Genomic DNA, 20,192 nt, shown 5'->3' with positions numbered 1-20,192 from the left:
CATGAAAAATATTTCAACTAAATATACTTATATATTTTCGTTTTTTCTATTCGTAGGACTAACAGGCTGTGATGACGCTCTTGATGTTGAGCTTCCGAGTAATCAGTTATCATCTGAAACGGTTTATACTTCTGATGCAACGGCTGATGCTGCTGTAAACGGTATTTACCAAAGTATGGTTGCCGGTTTTTATTACGATCAGGTGTACAGTATTCTTGGGCAAACCTCTGATGAATTGATACGAACTAATGGTCTTGCGAATGTATATGGCACCAATGAAATCCCGGAGACTGACGGAACAATAAATTCTAATTGGGGTGAATTGTATAAAACCATTTACAACGCTAATAACGTAATCGAAGGTGTTTCTAAAAGTACTACTCTTAATGCTGCTAAAAGCAAACAATGGATTGCCGAAGCAAAATTTCTTAGAGCGTATTCTTATTTCTACCTAACCAATCTTTGGGGAAGAGTGCCTTTGGTAGTGACTACAGATATCAATGTTTCGGCTTTGTTACCTCAATCTGATCAGGATACGGTTTACGCACAAATTGTTAAAGATTTGACAGAAGCTTCTGCTGATCTTCCGGTTGATTATAAAAATTACAAACAGGAAAGAATCAGAGCTACAAAATGGGCTGCCGAAGCTTTATTGGCAAGGGTAAAATTGTATCAGGGAAATTGGAGTGAAGCTGCTGCTCATGCTACTGCGGTACTAAACGAAACTGCAACCTATAAAATCATAACCGATTTAGAAGAGGAAAACAGTCCTTTTATTGCAGATAATGACGAAGCTATTTTGCAGATTCCTTATTTTAATGTCAACTATACTTATGAAGGTTCTTCTGTATTTGTAAATGCCAATACAGCTACCTTTTTATTAAGAAACGGAAGTACCCTCTTTGAAGCGGATGATGCCCGAAAAATAAACTGGACAAGAGATATTACCAATGATCAGAGTGTTGTGATAGGAGTTTCCCCGACTAAATATAAAAACAGGTTTGGAGCATCGCCTATAGAGCGTTCTACTATTCTTAGGCTGGCTGAATTGTATTTGATAAGAGCTGAAGCAAGAGTAAAACTAAATGATATTGCAGGAGCTCAGGAAGACATCAACATTATTCGTAACAGAGCATTACTTGAAAATACGACTTTAACAGATGCCAATCAATTACTGGATTTAATCGCTTTAGAAAGACAGCGTGAGTTTTTTGCAGAAAACGGACACAGATGGCTGGATCTGAAAAGAACCGGAAAACTAGATGAAACACTTTCTGTTTTAACCGATAAAATCTGGAATTCTACTGATAGTTTATACCCTATTCCAGAGCCGGCACTTCGCTCTAATCCCTTTTTGACCCAAAATTCAGGATATTAAATACTAAAAAAATAGCGCAGGAATGTGTTTGCTACAAAGACATTCCTGCGATTTTAAAAAGCACTATGGAAACAACAATTGTAAGAGTTGAGGATTTGTCACATCAATACAGCAAGGATTGGGCAATACAAAATATTAGTTTTGAAATTAAAGAAAATAGAATTTTAGGTCTTTTAGGATCTAATGGGGCAGGGAAATCGACCACGATGAATATTCTTTGCGGCGTACTGAACCAAACCAAAGGAAACATTTTTATTGACGGAATTAATCTGAAAGAAAACCCGGTAGAAGCTAAAAAGTTAATTGGTTTTTTACCGCAGACACCGCCTTTGCACCTTGATTTAACGGTAAATGAATACCTGATTCACTGTGCGCAGTTGCGCCATGTAAAAAAGGAAGATCTGCACACCGCTGTTGAAAGAGCCAAAGAACAATGTGGTATTTCTCATTTCAGCAATCGTTTAATCCGCAATCTTTCAGGAGGATACCGTCAGCGTGTGGGAATTGCACAGGCGATTATTCACGAACCTAAGCTGGTGGTTTTAGATGAACCTACTAACGGACTGGATCCGAATCAGATTTTAGAAGTACGAAATCTAATTAAGAAAATAGCCAAAGATAAAGCCGTAATATTCTCGTCGCACATTCTGTCTGAAGTTCAGGCAACTTGCCAGGACATCAGAATGATTGAAAACGGACATATGGTTTTCTCTGATTCATTAGAAGCTTTTAACAATTATATCGAAGCAGATAAACTAACGGCAAGTTTTGAGAATCCGCCTGTAATTTCAGCGTTTACAGATCTTCCGGAAATTACACATGCAGTGTATCTTTCTCCTAAAAAAGTGCAGATCACTTTTAAAGGAACACAGGAAATTGCCGAAAAAATTGTCTCGCTAAGTGTTTACAACAATTGGAAATTACGTGAAATTCAATTTGAAAAAGTTTCTCTCGATGAGATTTTCGCCCAATTATCTAAAAAAGCACCTTCTAAAAACACTATTCTTTCTTAAAAATTAAACAAATGAAAACGATATACAGAATTGCTAAAACAGAACTCAACACGATGTTCTATTCGCCTGTTGCATGGGTTGTTTTGGTAATATTTTCGATCCAGTCTAGCTGGAAATTTTTTAACTCTATTGAACGTTTTGAAAAAGCACAAAAAATAGGAGAAGGCCTTGGTAACTTAACTCAGGTTGTATTTTCCGGTTTTAGTGGTTTGTACACCGAAATGCAGAATTACTTGTACTTATATGTTCCACTGTTAACGATGGGGTTAATAAGCCGTGAAATCAACAGCGGTTCTATTAAACTGTTACTTTCTTCTCCCATTAAAATAAAAGACATTGTATTAGGGAAATATCTCGCTATAGCAGCTTATTGTTTATTATTTGTTGGTATACTTGGTTTACAGGTTGTTATAGCATATTTCTCTATTGATAATTTAGATTTAAAATTTGCTATTTCGGGACTGATAGGTTTGTATTTACTAGTGTGTACCTACGCCGCCATCGGACTTTTTATGTCTTGTCTTACTTCTTATCAGGTTGTAGCGGCCATTAGTACTTTGGTTGTTTTAGCAGGTCTTAATTTTATTGGAAAACTGTGGCAGGATATCGAATACGTAAAAGATATTACTTATTTTCTTTCTATTGCCGGACGTGCCAACGAAATGCTCGAAGGTTTGTTAATCAGTAAAGATGTATTTTACTTTATTCTTGTTAGCGGTCTTTTTATCGGACTAAGTATTTATAAATTACAAACAGGAAGAGATGCACAGTCTGTTTATCAAAGAGTGCTTAAATATACTGCTTTAGTAAGTGTAGTGCTGGCATTGGGTTATATTACATCATTGGCTTCACTTTCGGTATATTACGATATGACCAGAACCAAAGACAGAACACTTACGGAAACCAGCTTAAACATTGTTAAAAAAATAGATGGACCTATTAAGCTTACTACTTATGTGAATTTATTAGACATCAACTATTATATGGCTATGCCGTATTCTCATAATTCAGACAAATCCAGCTTTGAAAAATACACGCGTTTTATACCGCAGCTCGAAATGGAATATGTGTATTACTATGATACTTCTGACAATGAAGCGTTGTATGCCCAAAACCCGGGACTGAATGACAAACAGCTTGCGCAAAAAATGATCGAAACGCAGGACTTAAAACTGAAAAAATTATATTCTCCTGAAGAAATTAAAAAAGTGATAGATCTGAAACCCGAGCACAACAGAGTCGTACGAACAGTAGAATACAACGGAAAGAAAACATTCTTAAGAATGTATGACGATATGTTTAAGGTTCCTATGGAAAAAGAAATTTCTGCTGCCTTAAAACGTTTGGTTGTTCCGGCTCCTAAAATTGTTTTCGCAACCGGAAACATGGAAAGAAGCGTAGACAAAAACGGAGATAAAAATTACAAAACCGGATTTAATGAAATTTCATTTAGATATTCCTTAATCAATCAGGGATTTGATGTTTCTTCTGTAGATATTAATGCACAGGATATTCCGCAGCAAACTACTATTTTAATTATTGCCGATCCTAAAACACAACTAAGCCAAGGCGCGGTTGACCGAATTTCTAAATATATCGATGAAGGGAAAAGTCTAATGCTTTTGGCAGAACCGGAAACCAATTCGGCTTTAGCGGCAGTTACGGATAAATTAGGATTGAGTTTTTCTAAACAAGCATTGGTGCAGGAAAGCGAAACCAATTCTCCTGATTATTTGGTAACCGATCTTCAAAAAGATATTGATCCTGCTATTATTAAATTCAGTAAAAACAGAAACAATTATCCTATTCCGTTTTTAGGAAGCAGCAGCGTTAAAACCATAAAAGATACAGGTTTTAAAGTTACACCACTTTTAAAAACCAATAACCAACCGGCTTGGGAATCACAAATGGGCATTACTTCTGTTTCAGAGGATTTAAAAAGACAGCCTTCTGTAATCGCAGTGCCGCTTGTGGTAGCTTTAACCCGAAATGTAAACGGTAAGTCACAAAAAATAATAGTTTCAGGAGATGCCGATTTTATGGGCAATGCTGAGTTAAGTCGAAGCGGATCAGGAACGTTTCAGTTTGTAACCGATGTTTTCAGCTGGTTTAGCAATTACGAATTTCCAATTGATACAACACGTCCGGAAAATACCGATAAAAAAATCACCGTAAATGCCAATCAGGTTTTTATTAGTAAAATAATATTCATTGGTTTGTTTCCTTTATTGATTATATTGAGTGGTGCTTTTATACTTATCAGAAGAAACAGAAGATAAAAAATAACAAAATGAATACTAAAAAAAATATCATACTTGGAATTTTGGTTTTGTCTTTTAATGGCGTATTTGCCCAATTCAAAACCACAATTCCGCTTAACAAGAACGTTACAACAGGAAAATTAAAAAACGGATTAACGTATTATATTCTGCATAACGAAGAGCCAAAAGACAGAGCCAGTTTTTATTTTATTCAAAATGTTGGCGCTATTCTGGAAGATGACAATCAAAACGGATTAGCGCATTTTCTGGAACACATGGCTTTTAACGGAACAGAGCATTTTAAAGGCAAAGGCATTATTAAAATGCTGGAGAAAAATGGAGTAAGTTTTGGTAAAGACATCAATGCTTTTACAGCTCAGGACGAAACGGTGTACAACATAAGCACAGTTCCTGTCACTAATGAAAAACTAATTGATTCTACTCTTTGGGTGCTTCATGACTGGTCCGGATCTTTGTCATTGACAAATGCAGAAATCGACGCAGAAAGAGGGGTGATCAGAGAAGAGTGGAGAACCCGCAGAACAAGTGATTTTCGTTTGAAACACCAAACGGATGCTGTTTTATACAAAGGATCTAAATACAGTAAACGTGATGTTATTGGTGATTTGGATATCATCAACAACTTTAAATATCCGGAACTGCGCAACTATTACAAAAAGTGGTACAGACCCGATTTACAGGCGGTCATTATCGTAGGTGATGTCGATGTAAAAGTGATGGAACAAAAAGTGAAAAGCATATTTTCGGATATTCCTTTGGCTAAAAAAGCAGCGGTAAGAACCTATGCTGAAATTCCGAAACACGATGAATTGTATTTTGGAACGGCTTCTGATAAAGAAGCTTCGTCAACCGTAATTACATTGCGCTATATTTTTGATGAACCAAAGATAAAAGACAGCAGCGTTACGCGTAAAAACGTATTGAACTCTTTTTATACCAATATATTAAACAAACGTTTTAGCGAATTGATCTTAAAGAATCAAACGTCAAGTTTGAATCTAAGCAGTTATTTTAGCGGAATTTCAAGATTAAGCAACAGCTATAACATTTCGGCATCTGCCAAAAAGGGAAAAACAGCTGAAGCATTTGAAGAAGCGTACACAGAAGCAGAACGATTAAAACGTTTTGGCGTTGTACAAGGAGAATTGGACCGAACTAAAAAACTGTTTATCAGTTCTTACGATGATTTTATCAGCAATAAGGATAAAGTCGACAATGACAGCTGGGCTGATAAACTAACAGATTATTTCCTGACAGCAAAACCATTTCTAACGCCGGAAGACGAGTACAAACAAATCGTAGGTATTATCAATAGTATTTCGTTGGAAGAATTAAACGCACATATCAAAACCATTCAAAAACCAACAAATCAGGTTGTTTTAGTAACGGGAGCAGATCAGGATAAAAAGGATTTCCCGACGAAAGATGCTGTTGTGAATATAATGAAAAAGGTAGAAAGCAAAACGCTGGAACCGTATGCTAAAAAAGAAAATGATGCACCTTTAATTGAAAAAGAATTAAAACCTGCAGCCATTAAAAAAACATTTGAAGTAGCAGGAATACCAGATGCAAAAGGATATATTTTAGAAAATGATGCTAAAATCATTGTATTGCCAACGACGTATTCGCAGGATCAGATTGTATTTTCTGCTTACTCAAAAGGAGGGAAGTCACTTATAAAAACAGAAGATCTGGCATCTGCAGAAATTGCGACAACCATTGCAAGATCTTCTGGTTTAGGGAATTTTGATAATCTGGGTTTAAAAGAAAAACTGACTGGAAAAGTAGCGAAAGCAGCACCATTTATTGGAGAAAACATACAAGGATTTCAGGGAGGTTCTAACAAAGCCGATTTCGAAACGATGCTGCAAATGTTATATCTTTCTTTTGAAGCGCCTCGTTTTGACTCAAATATTTTTGACATTCTAAAAGAGCAGTATAAAAACCGTTTAGAAACCATCAAAAAAGACAACGGAAGCGCCTTTAAAGATTCTATTGATCTGGCGAATTCTAATCACAGTCCGAGAACTTTTCTATTCAATGATAAATTTCTTGAAACAATTGAATTGAAAAAAGCAGAAGCGATCTACCGTGACCGAATTAAAAATGCGGCTGATTTTACTTTTATTTTTGTTGGAAACATACCAGATTCAGCCTTAGGATTGATTCAGAAATATATTGGAAACATTAAGTCCAATCCGGCTTTGAAGGAGAATTTTGTCGATCATAATATCGAACCTAAAAAAGGAAAAACGGTTGTAGAGTTCAAACGTCCAATGGAAGTGCCTAAAGCATCGGTTTATTTGAACCTGACCGGTAAAATAGAATACAGCAAAGAAAACGCAATGAGCATGTATATCATTGGCGAATTATTATCGAAACGCTTCATTCAGACTATTAGAGAAGAAGAAGGAGGAAGCTACGGGGTAAGTGTTGGCGGGAATATCGAACAGATTCCAAAACCTACTTTTGAACTGGCTTTGACTTTTGACTGTAATCCCGAAAAACAGAAAAAATTGATGCAGATTGTCTGGAAAGAAATCAATGATTTGAAATTGAATCCGGTTAGAGCAGATGATTTAGAAGACATTAAAAAAGCACTTTTAAAAAACAGAGAAGAATCGCTTAAAACCAATTCTTTCTGGAATACCACAATTTATAATAATACATTAAATCAGATTCCGTTTTTGAAAGATGAAGAATATAAAAACTTAATTTCTAAAATTAATCAAAAAACTATTCAGCAGTTTAGTAAGCACGTTTTGGATAGTTCTACAAGTGTCGAAGTAGTTATGATTCCGGAGAATCCATCCGGGAAATAATATGCTTTAGATTCAAATTTTTATTTTATTAGTCATTAAAGGTTGTCCTTGCCAGACAGCCTTTTCTGTTGACTATCTAACATTTAAATCGTTTCCGTTATGAAAAGAAAAATTTTAATAGTACTGATTGCATACAGCGAGATTCTGTTTTCGCAGACTTATAAAAAACCGTTAGTTACTGCTATTACGGCAAAAGACCTAAAAACAGATTTGTACCAAATGGCGGGCGATCATTTTAATGGTCGTGAAGCAGGAACATTAGATGAACTTAAAGTATCGATGTGGCTGGCCAATAAAGCAGCACAGGCAGGAATGAAGCCAGCGGGTGATGATGGTACTTTTTTTCAGTTTTTTGATCTTTACAGACATCAGGTTACCGCTAACACAACATTTAAAATTGGAGACAAAAACTATAAATTATGGACTGATGTTTTGATAGCAGAAACCACCAATACCAAGGTTAATGCACCATTGCTGTATTTGGGAGATACCCCGATTCAGGAAATAAACTCAGCTTCCATCAAAGGAAAAGCGGTTGTGGTACTGGCATCCAAAGAAGGCATTTCAGATGATATCTCACTATTTGACAGACGTTATCCGGGTTTGGTAAAACTGAAATATTATGAGCAACTAGCCCAAAAAGGAGCTGCTGCACTTATAATCGTAGCAGATGAATTAGGCGAAAAAAGCTGGTCGCAGGTAGAGCCTCAAATGACAAGAGGCGTATACGGAATTGAAGGCGTTCACGAGAAGATTCCTGTTCCTGCAAGGATGCCGGTTTTCTGGCTTCATCATGATCAATTAGAATTTCTGAAAACGACCAAAGAAAATGCAGTTGCTGAGGTTGTTTCGGAGACCTACAAATATCCTTCTGTAAATGTGGTAGGAAAAGTAGAAGGAACAGATCCGAAATTGAAAAACGAATACGTTTTGTTTAGCGGTCATCAGGATCATGATGGTGTAAGACAGAAGTACGGACAAGATTCGATTTACAACGGAGCAGATGATAATGCGAGTATGTGTGTCGCGATGCTTGCGATTGCGAGAGCCTATAAAAAGCAACCCGGAAAAAGAACGGCTTTGTTTGTATTTCATGGGGCAGAAGAGCGCGGTTTACTGGGATCAAGCTGGTATGCATCGCATCCGACAGTACCTCAAAAAGATATCATTGCGGTACTCAATGGTGATATGATAGGGAGAAATGACATAAATCAGGCAGCGCTTTTAGGATCGACAGCGCCTCATATCAATTCTTCTGATTTGGTCAATATGGCAATGAAAGCCAATAACGAAGGCCCAAAATTTGAGTTAGACAAGCTTTGGGACAGACCGGAACATCCGGAATATTTCTTCTTTCGCTCTGATCATTTGCCGTATGTGTATAAAAATATTCCGGCTGTTTTTTTTACGAGTGTATTGCACGATCAATATCATACTCCAATGGATGAATCTGAAAATATCGATTACATAAAACTTCATAAAATGACAGAATGGATTTACCGCACAGGCTGGAAGCTTTCTAATGAAATCGAGAGACCTAAGGTTTTGCCTCGAGCGAGAAATTAGTTTTTAATTGTGAATTGTGAATTGTGAGTTGTGAATTGCTGTTTGTTGTTTGCTGTTTGCTGTTTGCTGTTTGCTGTTTGTTGTTTGTTGTTTGTTGTTTGTTGTTTGTTGTTTGTGGATTTTTGCTTAGTACTTTGTTTCAAAACGCATTTATTATCCAATAATTTCTTTACGGTGCTCAATACCCCAATTGCGCAGCGCAGTGATTACCAGGTCGAGTGATCTTCCGTGTTTGGTTATGGAATATTCAACCATTGGCGGAAAAGTATCGTGAACCGTTCTGGTAATCATTTTATTTAGTTCTAATTCTTTCAATTCTTTTGAAAGCATTTTATCAGTAATGCCATTTATCTCTTTTGATATTTCTCCAAATCGTTTATTACCAAATGAAAGTGAGATAATTATAGGCAATTTCCATCTGCCATTTAATACTTCCAATGCATCTCGCACAGGTAAAATCATTTTGAGGCATTCTCCTTTTTCGTGTGCAGCAGGTGTCTTTTTCATCAGTATTTGTTTATGCTATCCTTTTAGAAAGCACTATCTAAAAGGATAGTACTATAAAATAGATAGCAAATATATATAATTTTGTATTGTAACAAACAACAAAAATAAAGCTTGATAAAAAGAACAGCAAGACAATTTATAGGCTTGAAGCTAAATAGAATAAAAGAAATATAAAACAGTAAATTAAATAAAAAATGAGTAATAAAGGAATTACAATTGTGTATTGGGTAACGACAATTTTTGTCGCATTTGTTGGATTTGCAGGTATATTAAATATACTTCAGTTAGAATCGTTAGTTAAGGTAAACAGAGAATTGGGCTTGCCACAATATCTGATGCCATTTTTGGGCACCGTAAAAGTATTAGGCGCGGTAGCAATTTTGATTCCGGGTTTTAAAAAGTTTCATGAAGCAGCTTATTTTGGATTCATTTTTTACTTCATAGGAGCAACGTATGTATTGATTGCCAATGGAGGCGGATTAGATAAGTACGGAGTAACGATTCTAATTATAGTTGCCACTGTAATCTCTTATCGTACATTTTTAAAACGTAAAATGCATAATGCTACAGTTCAATATTAAATAAAAAACCTTTTAAAGTTTTGAATTCTGTTGTTTTTAATACACACTAAACCGCTCTAATCGAGTGGTTTATTTGTTTTTAATTTTTTAGTAACTTAAAAATATCCAGCCCACTCGTTCTTCTCCCTTTTCATTGGAGATGATGTAATAGTAGGTAGCAGTTGGAAGTAATCCGTTTTTCCATTGTCCGTGCCATTGGTTTTCGTATTTGCCTCTAAAATGATATACTTCTCTGCCGTAACGGTTAAAAATAGTGATACTATTTATATTGAGTGCACTAAGATTAAAATCATCATTTTTACCGTCACCATTAGGAGAAACCACATTTTGGATGCCACACAAAGTATCTTCTATTTCAAATGCTTGTTGGACTTCGCAAGAGCCCGAAGTTACCGTAACGCCAAATTGCAAAGGCAATGTCGATTTATCATTTAGGGTTTCAAGATATTTGGTATAATTAAAGACTAAAGTATTGTAAGCTATTTGATCCCCTCTGTCGTTAACCCAGCTATATGTATAATCTGTAGCAGAAGAATTGGGGCTTAATACAAGTTCAATAAGATAATTATTATCAATACAATCTTGTTTTATGGAATATGTAAAAGAGGTAATGTTAACCGCTAAAGTAACATTAGAAGCACATTGTCCAGCTGTTGGCGTAAAAACATAATTTCCGCTAGCGATTGTGTTGATAGTAGCCGGATTCCATGTTCCTGTGATTCCATTTGGTGAAGTGAGAGCAAGAATTGGCGGAGTATCGGTACTGCATAAAGTTAATGTTGTTTCAAAGTCGGGTATCGTTTCAGGCGCAATTGTCACAGCTAAAGTAGTGGCAGTAGCACATTGTCCAGCTGTTGGCGTAAAAACATAATTTCCATCTGTCGTTGCGTTTATAGTAGCCGGATTCCATGTTCCTGTGATTCCGTTTGGTGAAGTGGGAGCAAGAATTGGCGGAGTATCGATACTGCATAAAGTTAGTGTTGTTGCAAAATCCGGTACAGTTTCAGGTGTTATGGTTACGGCTAAAGTAGTCGCAGAAGCACATTGTCCAGCTGTTGGCGTAAAAATATAATTTCCGCTTACTGTGTTGCTAATAGTAGCCGGATTCCATGTTCCCGTTATTCCGTTTGATGATGTTCCGGCAAGAATTGGTGCAGTATCGTTAATGCATAAGATAAGTGAAGTAACAAAATCAGGCGTTATGTTAGGTGTAACAATCAGATTAATAGCATCTGTAATTTTTACTCCACAGGCATTTGTAGCTTCTAATGTCAGTACAACCGTAGTTCCTCCACCTGATAATGGAACTTCATAATTTGTAGCCGTTGTTGTTGGTGATGAAAAATTTCCTGAAACGGCTGACCAATTAAGCGATTGCTGTCCTTCTGCACTACCATTTAGATTTATCGTTGTTCCTGCACAAACCGTTATATTTGATGCTCCGGCATCTACTGAAAAAGGTGGAGTTGGCGCCACGCATCCCGAATTGGTGTATGTAGCAACTCCGGTGGGAGAAAAATTTACGGTGGCACCATCTTCGGCAGCAAGATTTCCAGTTACTGTAGTTAATAAAGTTCTGTCATAAACAACGCTGCCCGAACACGTTCCACCAAAGGTCATCGAGAAAGTACGTGCACCCGGTGCAGGACCAAAATTGGCAAAATGTCCCACACTATTGTTTGCATTGTTTTGAAAAATCATATATAAATTTTCAGAGATAGCACCAAAAGAATGCACTGCGGTATTCATATTGAAACTCGTAATCAGAATAGCTTTAGCGTTAGCGGGTAAAATTCCGCCTGGTGGTTCCAGAATTTGTGCGCATCCGCCGGCAAGAAGTATGTCAGCATTCAATTGCGCTACTTTAGCAGCTGTAGTGCTATTTTGAACAACACCTTGCCAGGAATTATTTGGCCAGACTACAGTTAAATTGTTTATATTCAGTGGAGTGCTTCCTACTTTAAAACGTACCATTTCATTTCGTCCTTCATCGGCTCCGCCGCATGCATCTACCAGAATACTCTGAATTTCGAAACACTGCGAAAATATATTTGTAGAGACCAAAAGAAGTATTGAAAATAATAAACGGCGTACAAGTAAAATTTTAAAATCCATAGGCTATAAAAATTTAGTTACGGTAAAATGTTTACAATAGAATTCTAAATTTAAGGATTTTATTTAATATTTTTTTTAAAATTAAAAACTATGTGGTTGTTTTTTAGGTATTTATGGATTTTATTTTAGTTTAAGCAAGAAAATTCTTTAAGTAAGGATTGCTACAAAAAATAGAAATTACTGCATACATTTTGAAAAAATAATTCTCATCTTTGCCTCAGATAAGAACATAAAACATAATATCCCGACATTAGAGAAGAAGTAGCGGGGGTATTTTGTATCTTTTGTAATCCCTCTGATTGCATACTCTAATAGCTGTAATGTAAATTATAACTATTATTCATATGCAAAACAAAACACTTTATTTAATCCTTTTAATTATTGGAACAGCCTTTTGGGGCATTTCATTTACTTTTGTAAAAGTTAGTATAGGTCAGGGCTCTCCTTATGTTTTTCTGTTCTATAAATTTCTCACAGCGGGTGTAATCCTTGTACTCGTATTTTACAAACATCTAAAACAGATTACACTTAAAACACTAAAAATAGGTGTACTCATTAGCGTCCCGCTTCTTGCCGGAACAATACTGCAAACGATAGGACTAAAATCGACGTCAGTATCGAATTCTGCATTTATTACGGGATTTGATGTATTACTGATTCCGGTTTTAAAATTTTTGGTGTACAGAAAAAAAGTAGCCGCTAAGGTTTGGTTAGCCTGTGCAACAGCACTCGCAGGATTGTATCTTATTGCGGTACAAGACAGTTTGAGTTTAAACATTGGTGATCTCTGGACTATTGCAGGAGCTTTTGGTTTCGCTTTTTATGTGCTTCAGGTGGGACGTTTTTCTACAGAAGAAAATCCAATTCCGGCTGTATTGGTTCTTATGTTTTTTTGCGCAGCAGGCTGTTTTGTTTTAGCGCTCACAGATACTTCATCAGTTTGGATGCCGGCTGAATCAGACTTCTGGACAGGCATACTGTTTGCAGGAATACCCGCGACTGCCTATATGTATGCGGTACAAAACATTGGTCAACGCTATATAGCCGAAGAAAAAATTGCCTTAACCTATCTGTGTGAACCCATTTTTGCTACGCTGGCAGGGTTTCTTATACTCAATGAAACCATTACAGGAAGAACCGCCGTTGGTGGGCTTTTAATAATAAGCGGAATGTTTTTGGCTGAAATTAATTTTAAGAAACAAATTAAAGAGTAATGTTTACTTATCCGCAATCTTATCCTTGCGAAATGACAAGATTGTGGTTACTTTGCTTTTTTCTAATACGCTGATGAGACAGATTCGCTATGCGAAAACGCGGATTTATACGGATTTTTTCTATGCTTATTTATGTTGTTTTCAGAAGCAACTATTTTTTAGGACAAAGAATTGTCCTTTCATACAATGACATAATCCGTTACCATGATACAATAAATTAATTATGTAAAGTGTTAATTATTGAATGTTTAAATTATTCTATTACTGCTGCGGAAGCAAATCGTCTAAGTCTGAAAGTTTATAGAATTTAAGATCATTTAATTTCATGTATTTACACACAAATTCCAATGTTTCTATTTTAGTTTGATAATTCTCTGTTACTTCTTTCACGGTTTTGTGACTGCACAGAATTAAAATTTTATTATTCTTTTTAGCATAATGAAGCAATTCCAGCAGGTATGGAATACTAAAATGAATGTGACTATTATCAATATCAAAAGCAAATACGATTTTTGAGTTGTTAAAATAACTGTCTTGTTTTTCAGGTGCTTCGCCTCCAAAAGCCCTTCCGCGTATTATTTTGAATTTGCTGGATAAAGCTTTGTCAAGTTCGTCAGAACGTTCTCCGTAAGGATAAGCAAATGAAGTTGTTTTGAAGTTCTTCTTTTTAAGAGAAGCAATCATCGGATCGATTTCCTGATCAAGATATTGGTCAATTCCGTTTTGCTGTACAAATTTAACAGCATTGTAATGATGGTAACCATGTCCTGCAATCTCATGTCCGTACTGTTCCATTTCATGCAGTTTTTTGAGTTGTGGAGCACCAATAGAATCTATTCGGCAAACATTAAAAGTCGCTTTCCAGGAATATTTTCTTAATACCTGATCGGCTTCGTACCATTCATCCACATAAGCATCATCAAAAGATAAAATTACACCTGCTTTATAAGGCTTTGGTTGTGGTTTTTCTTTTTTTGTTTCGCAGGAAATTAGATTTAAAAACGTTAAAAGTACTAGTGCTGGAGTAAAAAGTCTCTTCATAGATTTTCGTGTTAAGGAATGTCTTTAGGTTTCATTAAAGGAAAAATCAGGAATTTCATGGCAATCAAACCAATAATAAAACCAACTGCTAATATTTTCAGAACAGTAGTAATACTGGTTTCACATTTTCCGTCAGCAGATAACCCAAATGCTGAAAATTTGGGGTTTAGAAATAAACATAGTGCAACTAAAGCAGTTAATACTAAACTTAAGAAAGTTAAAATTCCATAAAAGAGTTTTCTTTTTTCCCAATCATCGCCCAGTTTTTTTTGTTGATTCAAAGAATATGCAACGACTATAACAAGTATCCCAAAAAGTATTTTAGTAGTCATGATCACGATATCGTCCGATACCATAATTTTAGTATGTTTTTCTGAAAACTTACAAGGAGTATTTAAAAGTATTCTGTATATTTCTTTTTCTTTTTCAAACTTGATTTTCCACGAAGCCCATCTTCCTGGTTTTTGAGGAGGTGGCAGTACGGTAGTCTGAACCTTAATATACATTGTTTTGTCTATCAGCGCATTCCACATTTCCGGTCTTCCGTCATCAGAACCAAGTCCCCAGATTCCTATGCCGCCAATTCCTTTATTTCGAATAAAATCATATTTGTCAGATATCGTTTGTACATCATCATACCAAAGCTGACTTAGCGTGTCTTTTTTGTTTTTTACAATATCAATACGTGCTCCATTGTTTTTATCATATACCGGAGTATGATTAGTCAGATACTCTTTTACGATAGTATTGTAGAACTTGTAATCTGATTTTTTCGATTTATATTGCCAAAGAATTCCGTTGTAGGTTAAGCAGGCAATAACTTTTTCCGGAGGTATATTTTTGTTGAGGTAGCCGTCAATACCAACATCCAGACTATAATTCGAGACTTTAAGTGGCAGAATAGGTCCGTAATTATTTTTTTTAGTAAAATCGATAATGAATCGATCTACAAAAGGTTCAATTTCTGCAATATCATAGTTGTTATTGTTGATTACAGGAAGCGTTACGGTAACTTGATAAGGTGTTTTGCCATATTTTAAATTCTTAGAAAACAGTTTTGTAAATTCTGTAAAATTAGCACGATTGGTTTCTCCAAAATCCTCAAAGAAAATATTGACACCATCCGCTTTTTTTTCTTCTAAAAGTGTTTTAATATCCGTAATAAGACGCGATTGCGCATCACTATTTTTAAGAAAATGATCGATGCTTTTTTTGTCTTTATCAAAAATACACAGCAGCACTTTACAGCCTTCTTTCTTGGCTTTCGGTATTATTTCTGCGTTATTCCAGTCATTGAGCGTTTTGTAACCGCCTGTTTTTCCGTTTAATTCATATCCATAATAGATTAAAGTATGAAGCGCTTTGTAATTGTAGTTAAGGTAGAATTTATTCATCCAATAGGGATGAAATCCGTAGACTTCAGTATTTCGGTCTACCTTTCTAAGTATCTTTTTAACCGGTATTTTGTTGATCGTTACTGTGGTCATGATCCCATACGGATGTTGTAAGAGATCGCGAATTTGTTTTATTTTGTCCTGCCTTTTTTCGTCTTCTTTTTCAAAATCAATTTTTTTCTGCACCATCGGCAGGAGTTTGTTTACCAAATTATTGATATCGATATTAGAAATTTTGGTAGAATCTACAGAAGTGGTAAAATCAGTAAACAAGCTGTCAATTTGTTTCTGAATCGTACTTATGGGAACATTATTGTTGGTTATGTACGTATTGTTTACCGTAGTGTCTTTTGAAGGAGTTGGTTTTTCTAATCGGTTAATGATAGCTATAATACGTTCTTCTTCGCCTTTTCGAAAATTGGCTCTGAACTTAAAAGCATCCTTGATTTTTTTAATCAGCGATTTTTTGACTTTAACTGAATCTACGGGGATTTCAATAGTTACTTTTTTCTTCGTAATGGGCGCATTATTCTTTTCCTGTGCAAAAATTGTTGTACAGGTCATCAGCAGAAATAAAACAATTATCTTTTGAATAAAGCGCATTAGGGAGTCAAAATGATATTTTTTGTGTTATTGAATAATATTTAAAATTTGTTAAAAATACGCTTTAATATGATTGTAAAATGACATTAATGTTATTTTTTTTATAATAAATTAACACGAATTTACATAATTAACTGTAAATCAATTATTTATGCGTTTTTGCTTGTATTTGTAAATAAAATATTATATATTTTTAGGTAAAAAATTTTTTTTTTGAAAAAGAAATACTACGTTTGTTCAAATTAATTTTTCTATACTATTGATTTGTAGTTGATTATAAAAACATAAAAAAGTGCTATGATTTATGAAGCTCTAACGTGTCTTGCCGAAGAATTAAATGACTTTTTTAAGTTAAAATTGAGCATTTCCGAAGAGAAAATTGTAGTCTCCGGTTTAGTTAATGCAGATGGGAGTGTTGCCGTTCCCGGAGAAAATAAAATAGTAATTACACTTGTTAATTTAGAGAAAGAAACATTGCAGCAATTACCCTCAAGAACCATCACAAATTCTTTTGGAAATCAAAATACACCGCTGCAGGTTAATATTTATGTTTTGTTTTCGGCCTATTTCAGTAGTAATAATTATGCAGAGTCATTGCGCTTTATATCGTTTATACTGGCTTATTTTCAAGGCAAAAATGTTTTTACAAAGAGTAATACGCCCAACATGGATCCAAAATTAGAGAAGTTAAGTATTGAAATTGTAGATATGAGTATGGATGCTTTGAGCAATTTGTGGTCTTTATTGGGAGCTAAATACATGCCTTCAGTTTTATATAAAATTCGCATGCTGCATTTTGATGAAGCTGTAGTAAGAGAATTTAGACCTGGAGTATCAAAAGTAGATAATCAAAATAAAACTAAATAAAGAATAAAGTGATTGCTGAATACGAAATATTAACACAAGTAGAATTTAAGCATCGCTATTTTTTAAATAATAAATTAGAGTGTTTTACCATACAGCCTGATCACAATACGAATGCTTTTTTTTTGAAGTCAGGAATTGTTTTTAAAGCATTCAACAATGGTTTTAAGTTGCTTTTTGCCTCTTTTCAGAATCAGGAAAAGAAGGACAGAAGCAGTGTTCTGGAAGATTTTGTTTTACGATTTCAAATTACACTAAACGATCCGTATTTTTTTAATTATACAGATTGCGGAGCAAAAAAATGGGATTCGGGATTGTATCACTTTAATAATTTCGGAAAGAAAGAAGAAAGATTTGGTATTGAAAATTTACATAAGGAGGAGTTTGTATCGAATGAAGATACTGTTGATGAAAGTACGTTTGGACAAAAGTTTTTAAGAAAACCGTTTGGAATTATAGAGTTGCAATTGCGATACGATTTACAAACAGCGTATGTGGTACATTTTAGAGAAATAGAAAGTTATTGGCGTTATATAATTGTGGGTGATCATTTTAAAAATCTAGCTCAATTAGCAATTATAGGAAAAGATGTTGCATTTGAAGGTCCCGGAAACATTACACTTCCGGATAATCGCGAGGGAATAAGTTTTGTTTCGCTTTCGCCGATTGGTCACAAACAAAGACCTGACCAATATTTTAAATTAGTTGATCATTATACAGAAGAGGAAAGTGCCTATACCATTTTGATAAAGGCGCTTCCTGTTCCGGACACAAAGCATATATCGTCGATAATAGCGAATAAAAACGATAATAAGTATTATTCAGAAATTTTTATATACTAAACCAACAACATACAATTTATGATAAAAAATCCTATGACACCCGGTGTTTATATTGATGAGAAGAACGCCTTTCCTAGTTCTGCCGTATCAGTAGAAACTGCAATTCCTGTTTTTATTGGCTATACTGAAAAAGCCGAATGGAATGGCAAATCATTAGTAAATGTCCCAACCAGAGTTACCTCGTTTGCAGAATATGTAGAGCGTTTTGGTGGTGGATTCAAAGCAAAATTCAAGATCCTGGATGCCAATCCGGCTATTAAGCAGGAAACATTTTCGCTTGACGGAAAAAATAAAGTAGTCGAAATAAACAAAGACAATACCTTGTACTTGTTCAATTCTATTCGTTTGTTTTATGCCAATGGCGGAGGACCATGTTATATCCTGACAGTTGATACCTTCAGGGATAAAGCGACACTTGAAATTAAAGCAGACGATTTCTTAGGCTCTACTACTAAATTAGATCCTTTTGAATTGCTGAAAAAAGAATTTGAACCTACTCTAGTAGTTGTTCCGGATGCGATAGTTTTAGGAGAAGCTTGCTACAATTCTATCTATACCAAAATATTAAGTCATTGCGCATCAATGCAAAGTCGTTTTGGTCTTTTTGATTTAGTAAAACAATTACCATCTGAAGATACAACACCAATCGTTACCAAGTTCCGCGAAGGAATAGGGATGAACGATTTAAAATACGGAGCAGCTTATTACCCTTGGTTAAAATCAGGAGTGGTTCAACCCGGCGAAGTAACTTTTGAAAACCTGGATGATTCTATTGACTTAGCGACTGTTTTACCAAAAAGAGAAGAAGCGGCTTTAAATATTATCAAAATTTTTAAAGGTGCACAAACGACAGCCGAAGCAAATCCACCTGCAGTATTCAAAGCAATACAGGACGTTGAAACAGCAGAGACAGCCTTAGAAGAAGCAAAATTTACAGAAGCTAATACCAAAAAAATAGCAATCGACAAAGCAAAAGCAGCTGTTACGGCCGCACAAAGTGCAGACCCTGTAGTTGATGCTGATGTTGCAGCAGCAGAAAAAGCTTTAGCAGATTTAACAGCAACTTCGGAACCAAGTGATGCTATAAAAGCACTTGAAAAAACAAAAGCCGATGCTGATGCTGCTTTAGTAAAAGCAAAAGCGGATGCAGTAAAAGCAGTAGAAAAAGCAAAAGCTGATTTAGAAACGGCAAGAAGTGCAGCTACTGTTGATGCTGATAAAGTAAAAGTGGCAGAGAAAAATTTAGCAGCGGCTACAGAAGATCTTTCAGAAAAAGTGATTTTCCCTTCTGATAATGATAAACTTAATTTTCATCAATCACTAAAGGCAACCAGCCCAACGTACGTTAATATCCTTGAAGAAATCAGAGCCAAATTAAATGAGCTTCCGCCAAGTGCAGCGATGGCAGGGATTTATACAGCAGTAGACAGCAGTCGTGGCGTTTGGAAATCTCCGGCAAACGTTTCTGTTAGTATGGTAAACGCACCATCAATAAATATTTCAAGCGAACAGCAGGAAAGTTTAAATGTTGATGTTGTTGCAGGAAAATCGATAAACGTAATTCGTAGTTTTCCGGGTATTGGAACACTGGTTTGGGGAGCAAGAACCTTAGACGGAAATAGCCAGGACTGGCGTTACATCAATGTGAGAAGAACGCTAATCATGATTGAGCAATCGCTGAAATTAGCTTCAAGATCGTATGTATTTGAGCCTAATGATGCCAATACATGGGTAACAGTTAAAAGTATGATGTCTAACTTCCTTACCAATTTATGGAAACAAGGCGCTTTAGCAGGAGCAGCTCCTGAGCAGGCATTTGATGTTCAGATTGGTTTGGGTTCTACGATGACACCAACTGATATTCTGGACGGAAAAATGCTAATCACAGTAAAAGTGGCAATCGTACGTCCGGCTGAGTTTATCATTATTACCTTCCAGCAACAAATGCAACAATCTTAAAACTAACTGTA

The 20,192-nt window shown here is 35.5% G+C and carries 14 protein-coding genes; 10 read left to right on the top strand and 4 right to left on the bottom strand.

Annotation, left to right across the window (positions count from 1 at the left end; genetic code table 11):
* Nucleotide 1 precedes the first annotated feature (1 nt).
* The 5 genes from B0A66_RS02020 to B0A66_RS02000 all read left to right on the top strand — a co-directional run bounded on the left by B0A66_RS02020 (nt 2) and on the right by B0A66_RS02000 (nt 9,061).
* Complete coding sequence (locus B0A66_RS02020) at nt 2-1,378, top strand: RagB/SusD family nutrient uptake outer membrane protein (RefSeq protein WP_089048182.1); 1,377 nt, start codon at nt 2-4, stop codon at nt 1,376-1,378.
* A gap of 65 nt (nt 1,379-1,443) precedes the next feature.
* Nucleotides 1,444-2,391 (top strand): ABC transporter ATP-binding protein, encoded by a 948-nt coding sequence (locus B0A66_RS02015; protein WP_089048181.1) that lies wholly within the window; start codon nt 1,444-1,446, stop codon nt 2,389-2,391.
* 11 nt (nt 2,392-2,402) lie between these two features.
* Entirely contained in the window at nt 2,403-4,670 is a 2,268-nt protein-coding gene (locus B0A66_RS02010) for a Gldg family protein (RefSeq protein WP_089048180.1), read from the top strand.
* An 11-nt stretch (nt 4,671-4,681) separates the two neighbouring features.
* Nucleotides 4,682-7,495: a M16 family metallopeptidase gene (locus B0A66_RS02005; protein ID WP_089048179.1), complete on the top strand. Its 2,814-nt coding sequence runs from the start codon at nt 4,682-4,684 to the stop codon at nt 7,493-7,495.
* 99 nt (nt 7,496-7,594) lie between these two features.
* The gene (locus B0A66_RS02000) at nt 7,595-9,061 is read left to right on the top strand and encodes a M28 family metallopeptidase (protein WP_089048178.1); all 1,467 of its coding nucleotides are present in this window, start codon (nt 7,595-7,597) and stop codon (nt 9,059-9,061) included.
* Between the two features lie 153 nt (nt 9,062-9,214).
* On the opposite strand, the gene B0A66_RS01995 is transcribed toward B0A66_RS02000, so the two are convergent.
* On the bottom strand, nt 9,215-9,568 hold the full coding sequence (locus B0A66_RS01995; RefSeq protein WP_089048177.1) for a winged helix-turn-helix transcriptional regulator: 354 nt from the start codon (nt 9,566-9,568) through the stop codon (nt 9,215-9,217).
* A gap of 194 nt (nt 9,569-9,762) precedes the next feature.
* Between B0A66_RS01995 and B0A66_RS01990 the strand changes: the two genes are divergently transcribed.
* Nucleotides 9,763-10,149, top strand: coding sequence for a DoxX family protein (locus B0A66_RS01990; protein ID WP_089048176.1), 387 nt, complete (start codon nt 9,763-9,765; stop codon nt 10,147-10,149).
* A gap of 87 nt (nt 10,150-10,236) precedes the next feature.
* On the opposite strand, the gene B0A66_RS01985 is transcribed toward B0A66_RS01990, so the two are convergent.
* Nucleotides 10,237-12,264, bottom strand: coding sequence for a T9SS type B sorting domain-containing protein (locus B0A66_RS01985; protein WP_089048175.1), 2,028 nt, complete (start codon nt 12,262-12,264; stop codon nt 10,237-10,239).
* A gap of 344 nt (nt 12,265-12,608) precedes the next feature.
* Between B0A66_RS01985 and B0A66_RS01980 the strand changes: the two genes are divergently transcribed.
* Complete coding sequence (locus B0A66_RS01980; protein ID WP_089048174.1) at nt 12,609-13,478, top strand: DMT family transporter; 870 nt, start codon at nt 12,609-12,611, stop codon at nt 13,476-13,478.
* Between the two features lie 261 nt (nt 13,479-13,739).
* On the opposite strand, the gene B0A66_RS01975 is transcribed toward B0A66_RS01980, so the two are convergent.
* Nucleotides 13,740-14,519, bottom strand: a complete 780-nt coding sequence (locus tag B0A66_RS01975; RefSeq protein WP_089048173.1) for a polysaccharide deacetylase family protein — start codon at nt 14,517-14,519, stop codon at nt 13,740-13,742.
* A gap of 11 nt (nt 14,520-14,530) precedes the next feature.
* Nucleotides 14,531-16,477 (bottom strand): glycosyl hydrolase family 18 protein, encoded by a 1,947-nt coding sequence (locus B0A66_RS01970; protein ID WP_165766570.1) that lies wholly within the window; start codon nt 16,475-16,477, stop codon nt 14,531-14,533.
* Nucleotides 16,478-16,813: 336 nt separating this feature from the next.
* Here B0A66_RS01970 and B0A66_RS01965 point away from each other — a divergent pair, with 336 nt between their 5' ends.
* Genes B0A66_RS01965 through B0A66_RS23055 form a run of 3 tightly spaced genes read left to right on the top strand, consistent with a single transcriptional unit; the run spans nt 16,814 to nt 20,181 of the window.
* On the top strand, nt 16,814-17,383 hold the full coding sequence (locus B0A66_RS01965) for a DUF4255 domain-containing protein (RefSeq protein WP_089048171.1): 570 nt from the start codon (nt 16,814-16,816) through the stop codon (nt 17,381-17,383).
* A gap of 8 nt (nt 17,384-17,391) precedes the next feature.
* Nucleotides 17,392-18,222, top strand: coding sequence for a hypothetical protein (locus B0A66_RS01960; protein WP_089048170.1), 831 nt, complete (start codon nt 17,392-17,394; stop codon nt 18,220-18,222).
* Between the two features lie 18 nt (nt 18,223-18,240).
* Entirely contained in the window at nt 18,241-20,181 is a 1,941-nt protein-coding gene (locus B0A66_RS23055) for a phage tail sheath C-terminal domain-containing protein (RefSeq protein WP_089048169.1), read from the top strand.
* Nucleotides 20,182-20,192: the final 11 nt, after the last annotated feature.

Origin of the sequence: Flavobacterium hercynium, from assembly GCF_002217285.1 — a bacterium.
Taxonomy (GTDB): Bacteria; Bacteroidota; Bacteroidia; order Flavobacteriales; family Flavobacteriaceae; genus Flavobacterium; species Flavobacterium hercynium.
The sequence above is the reverse complement of the archived record's forward strand: the minus strand, read 5'-3'. Positions and strand labels throughout refer to the sequence as shown.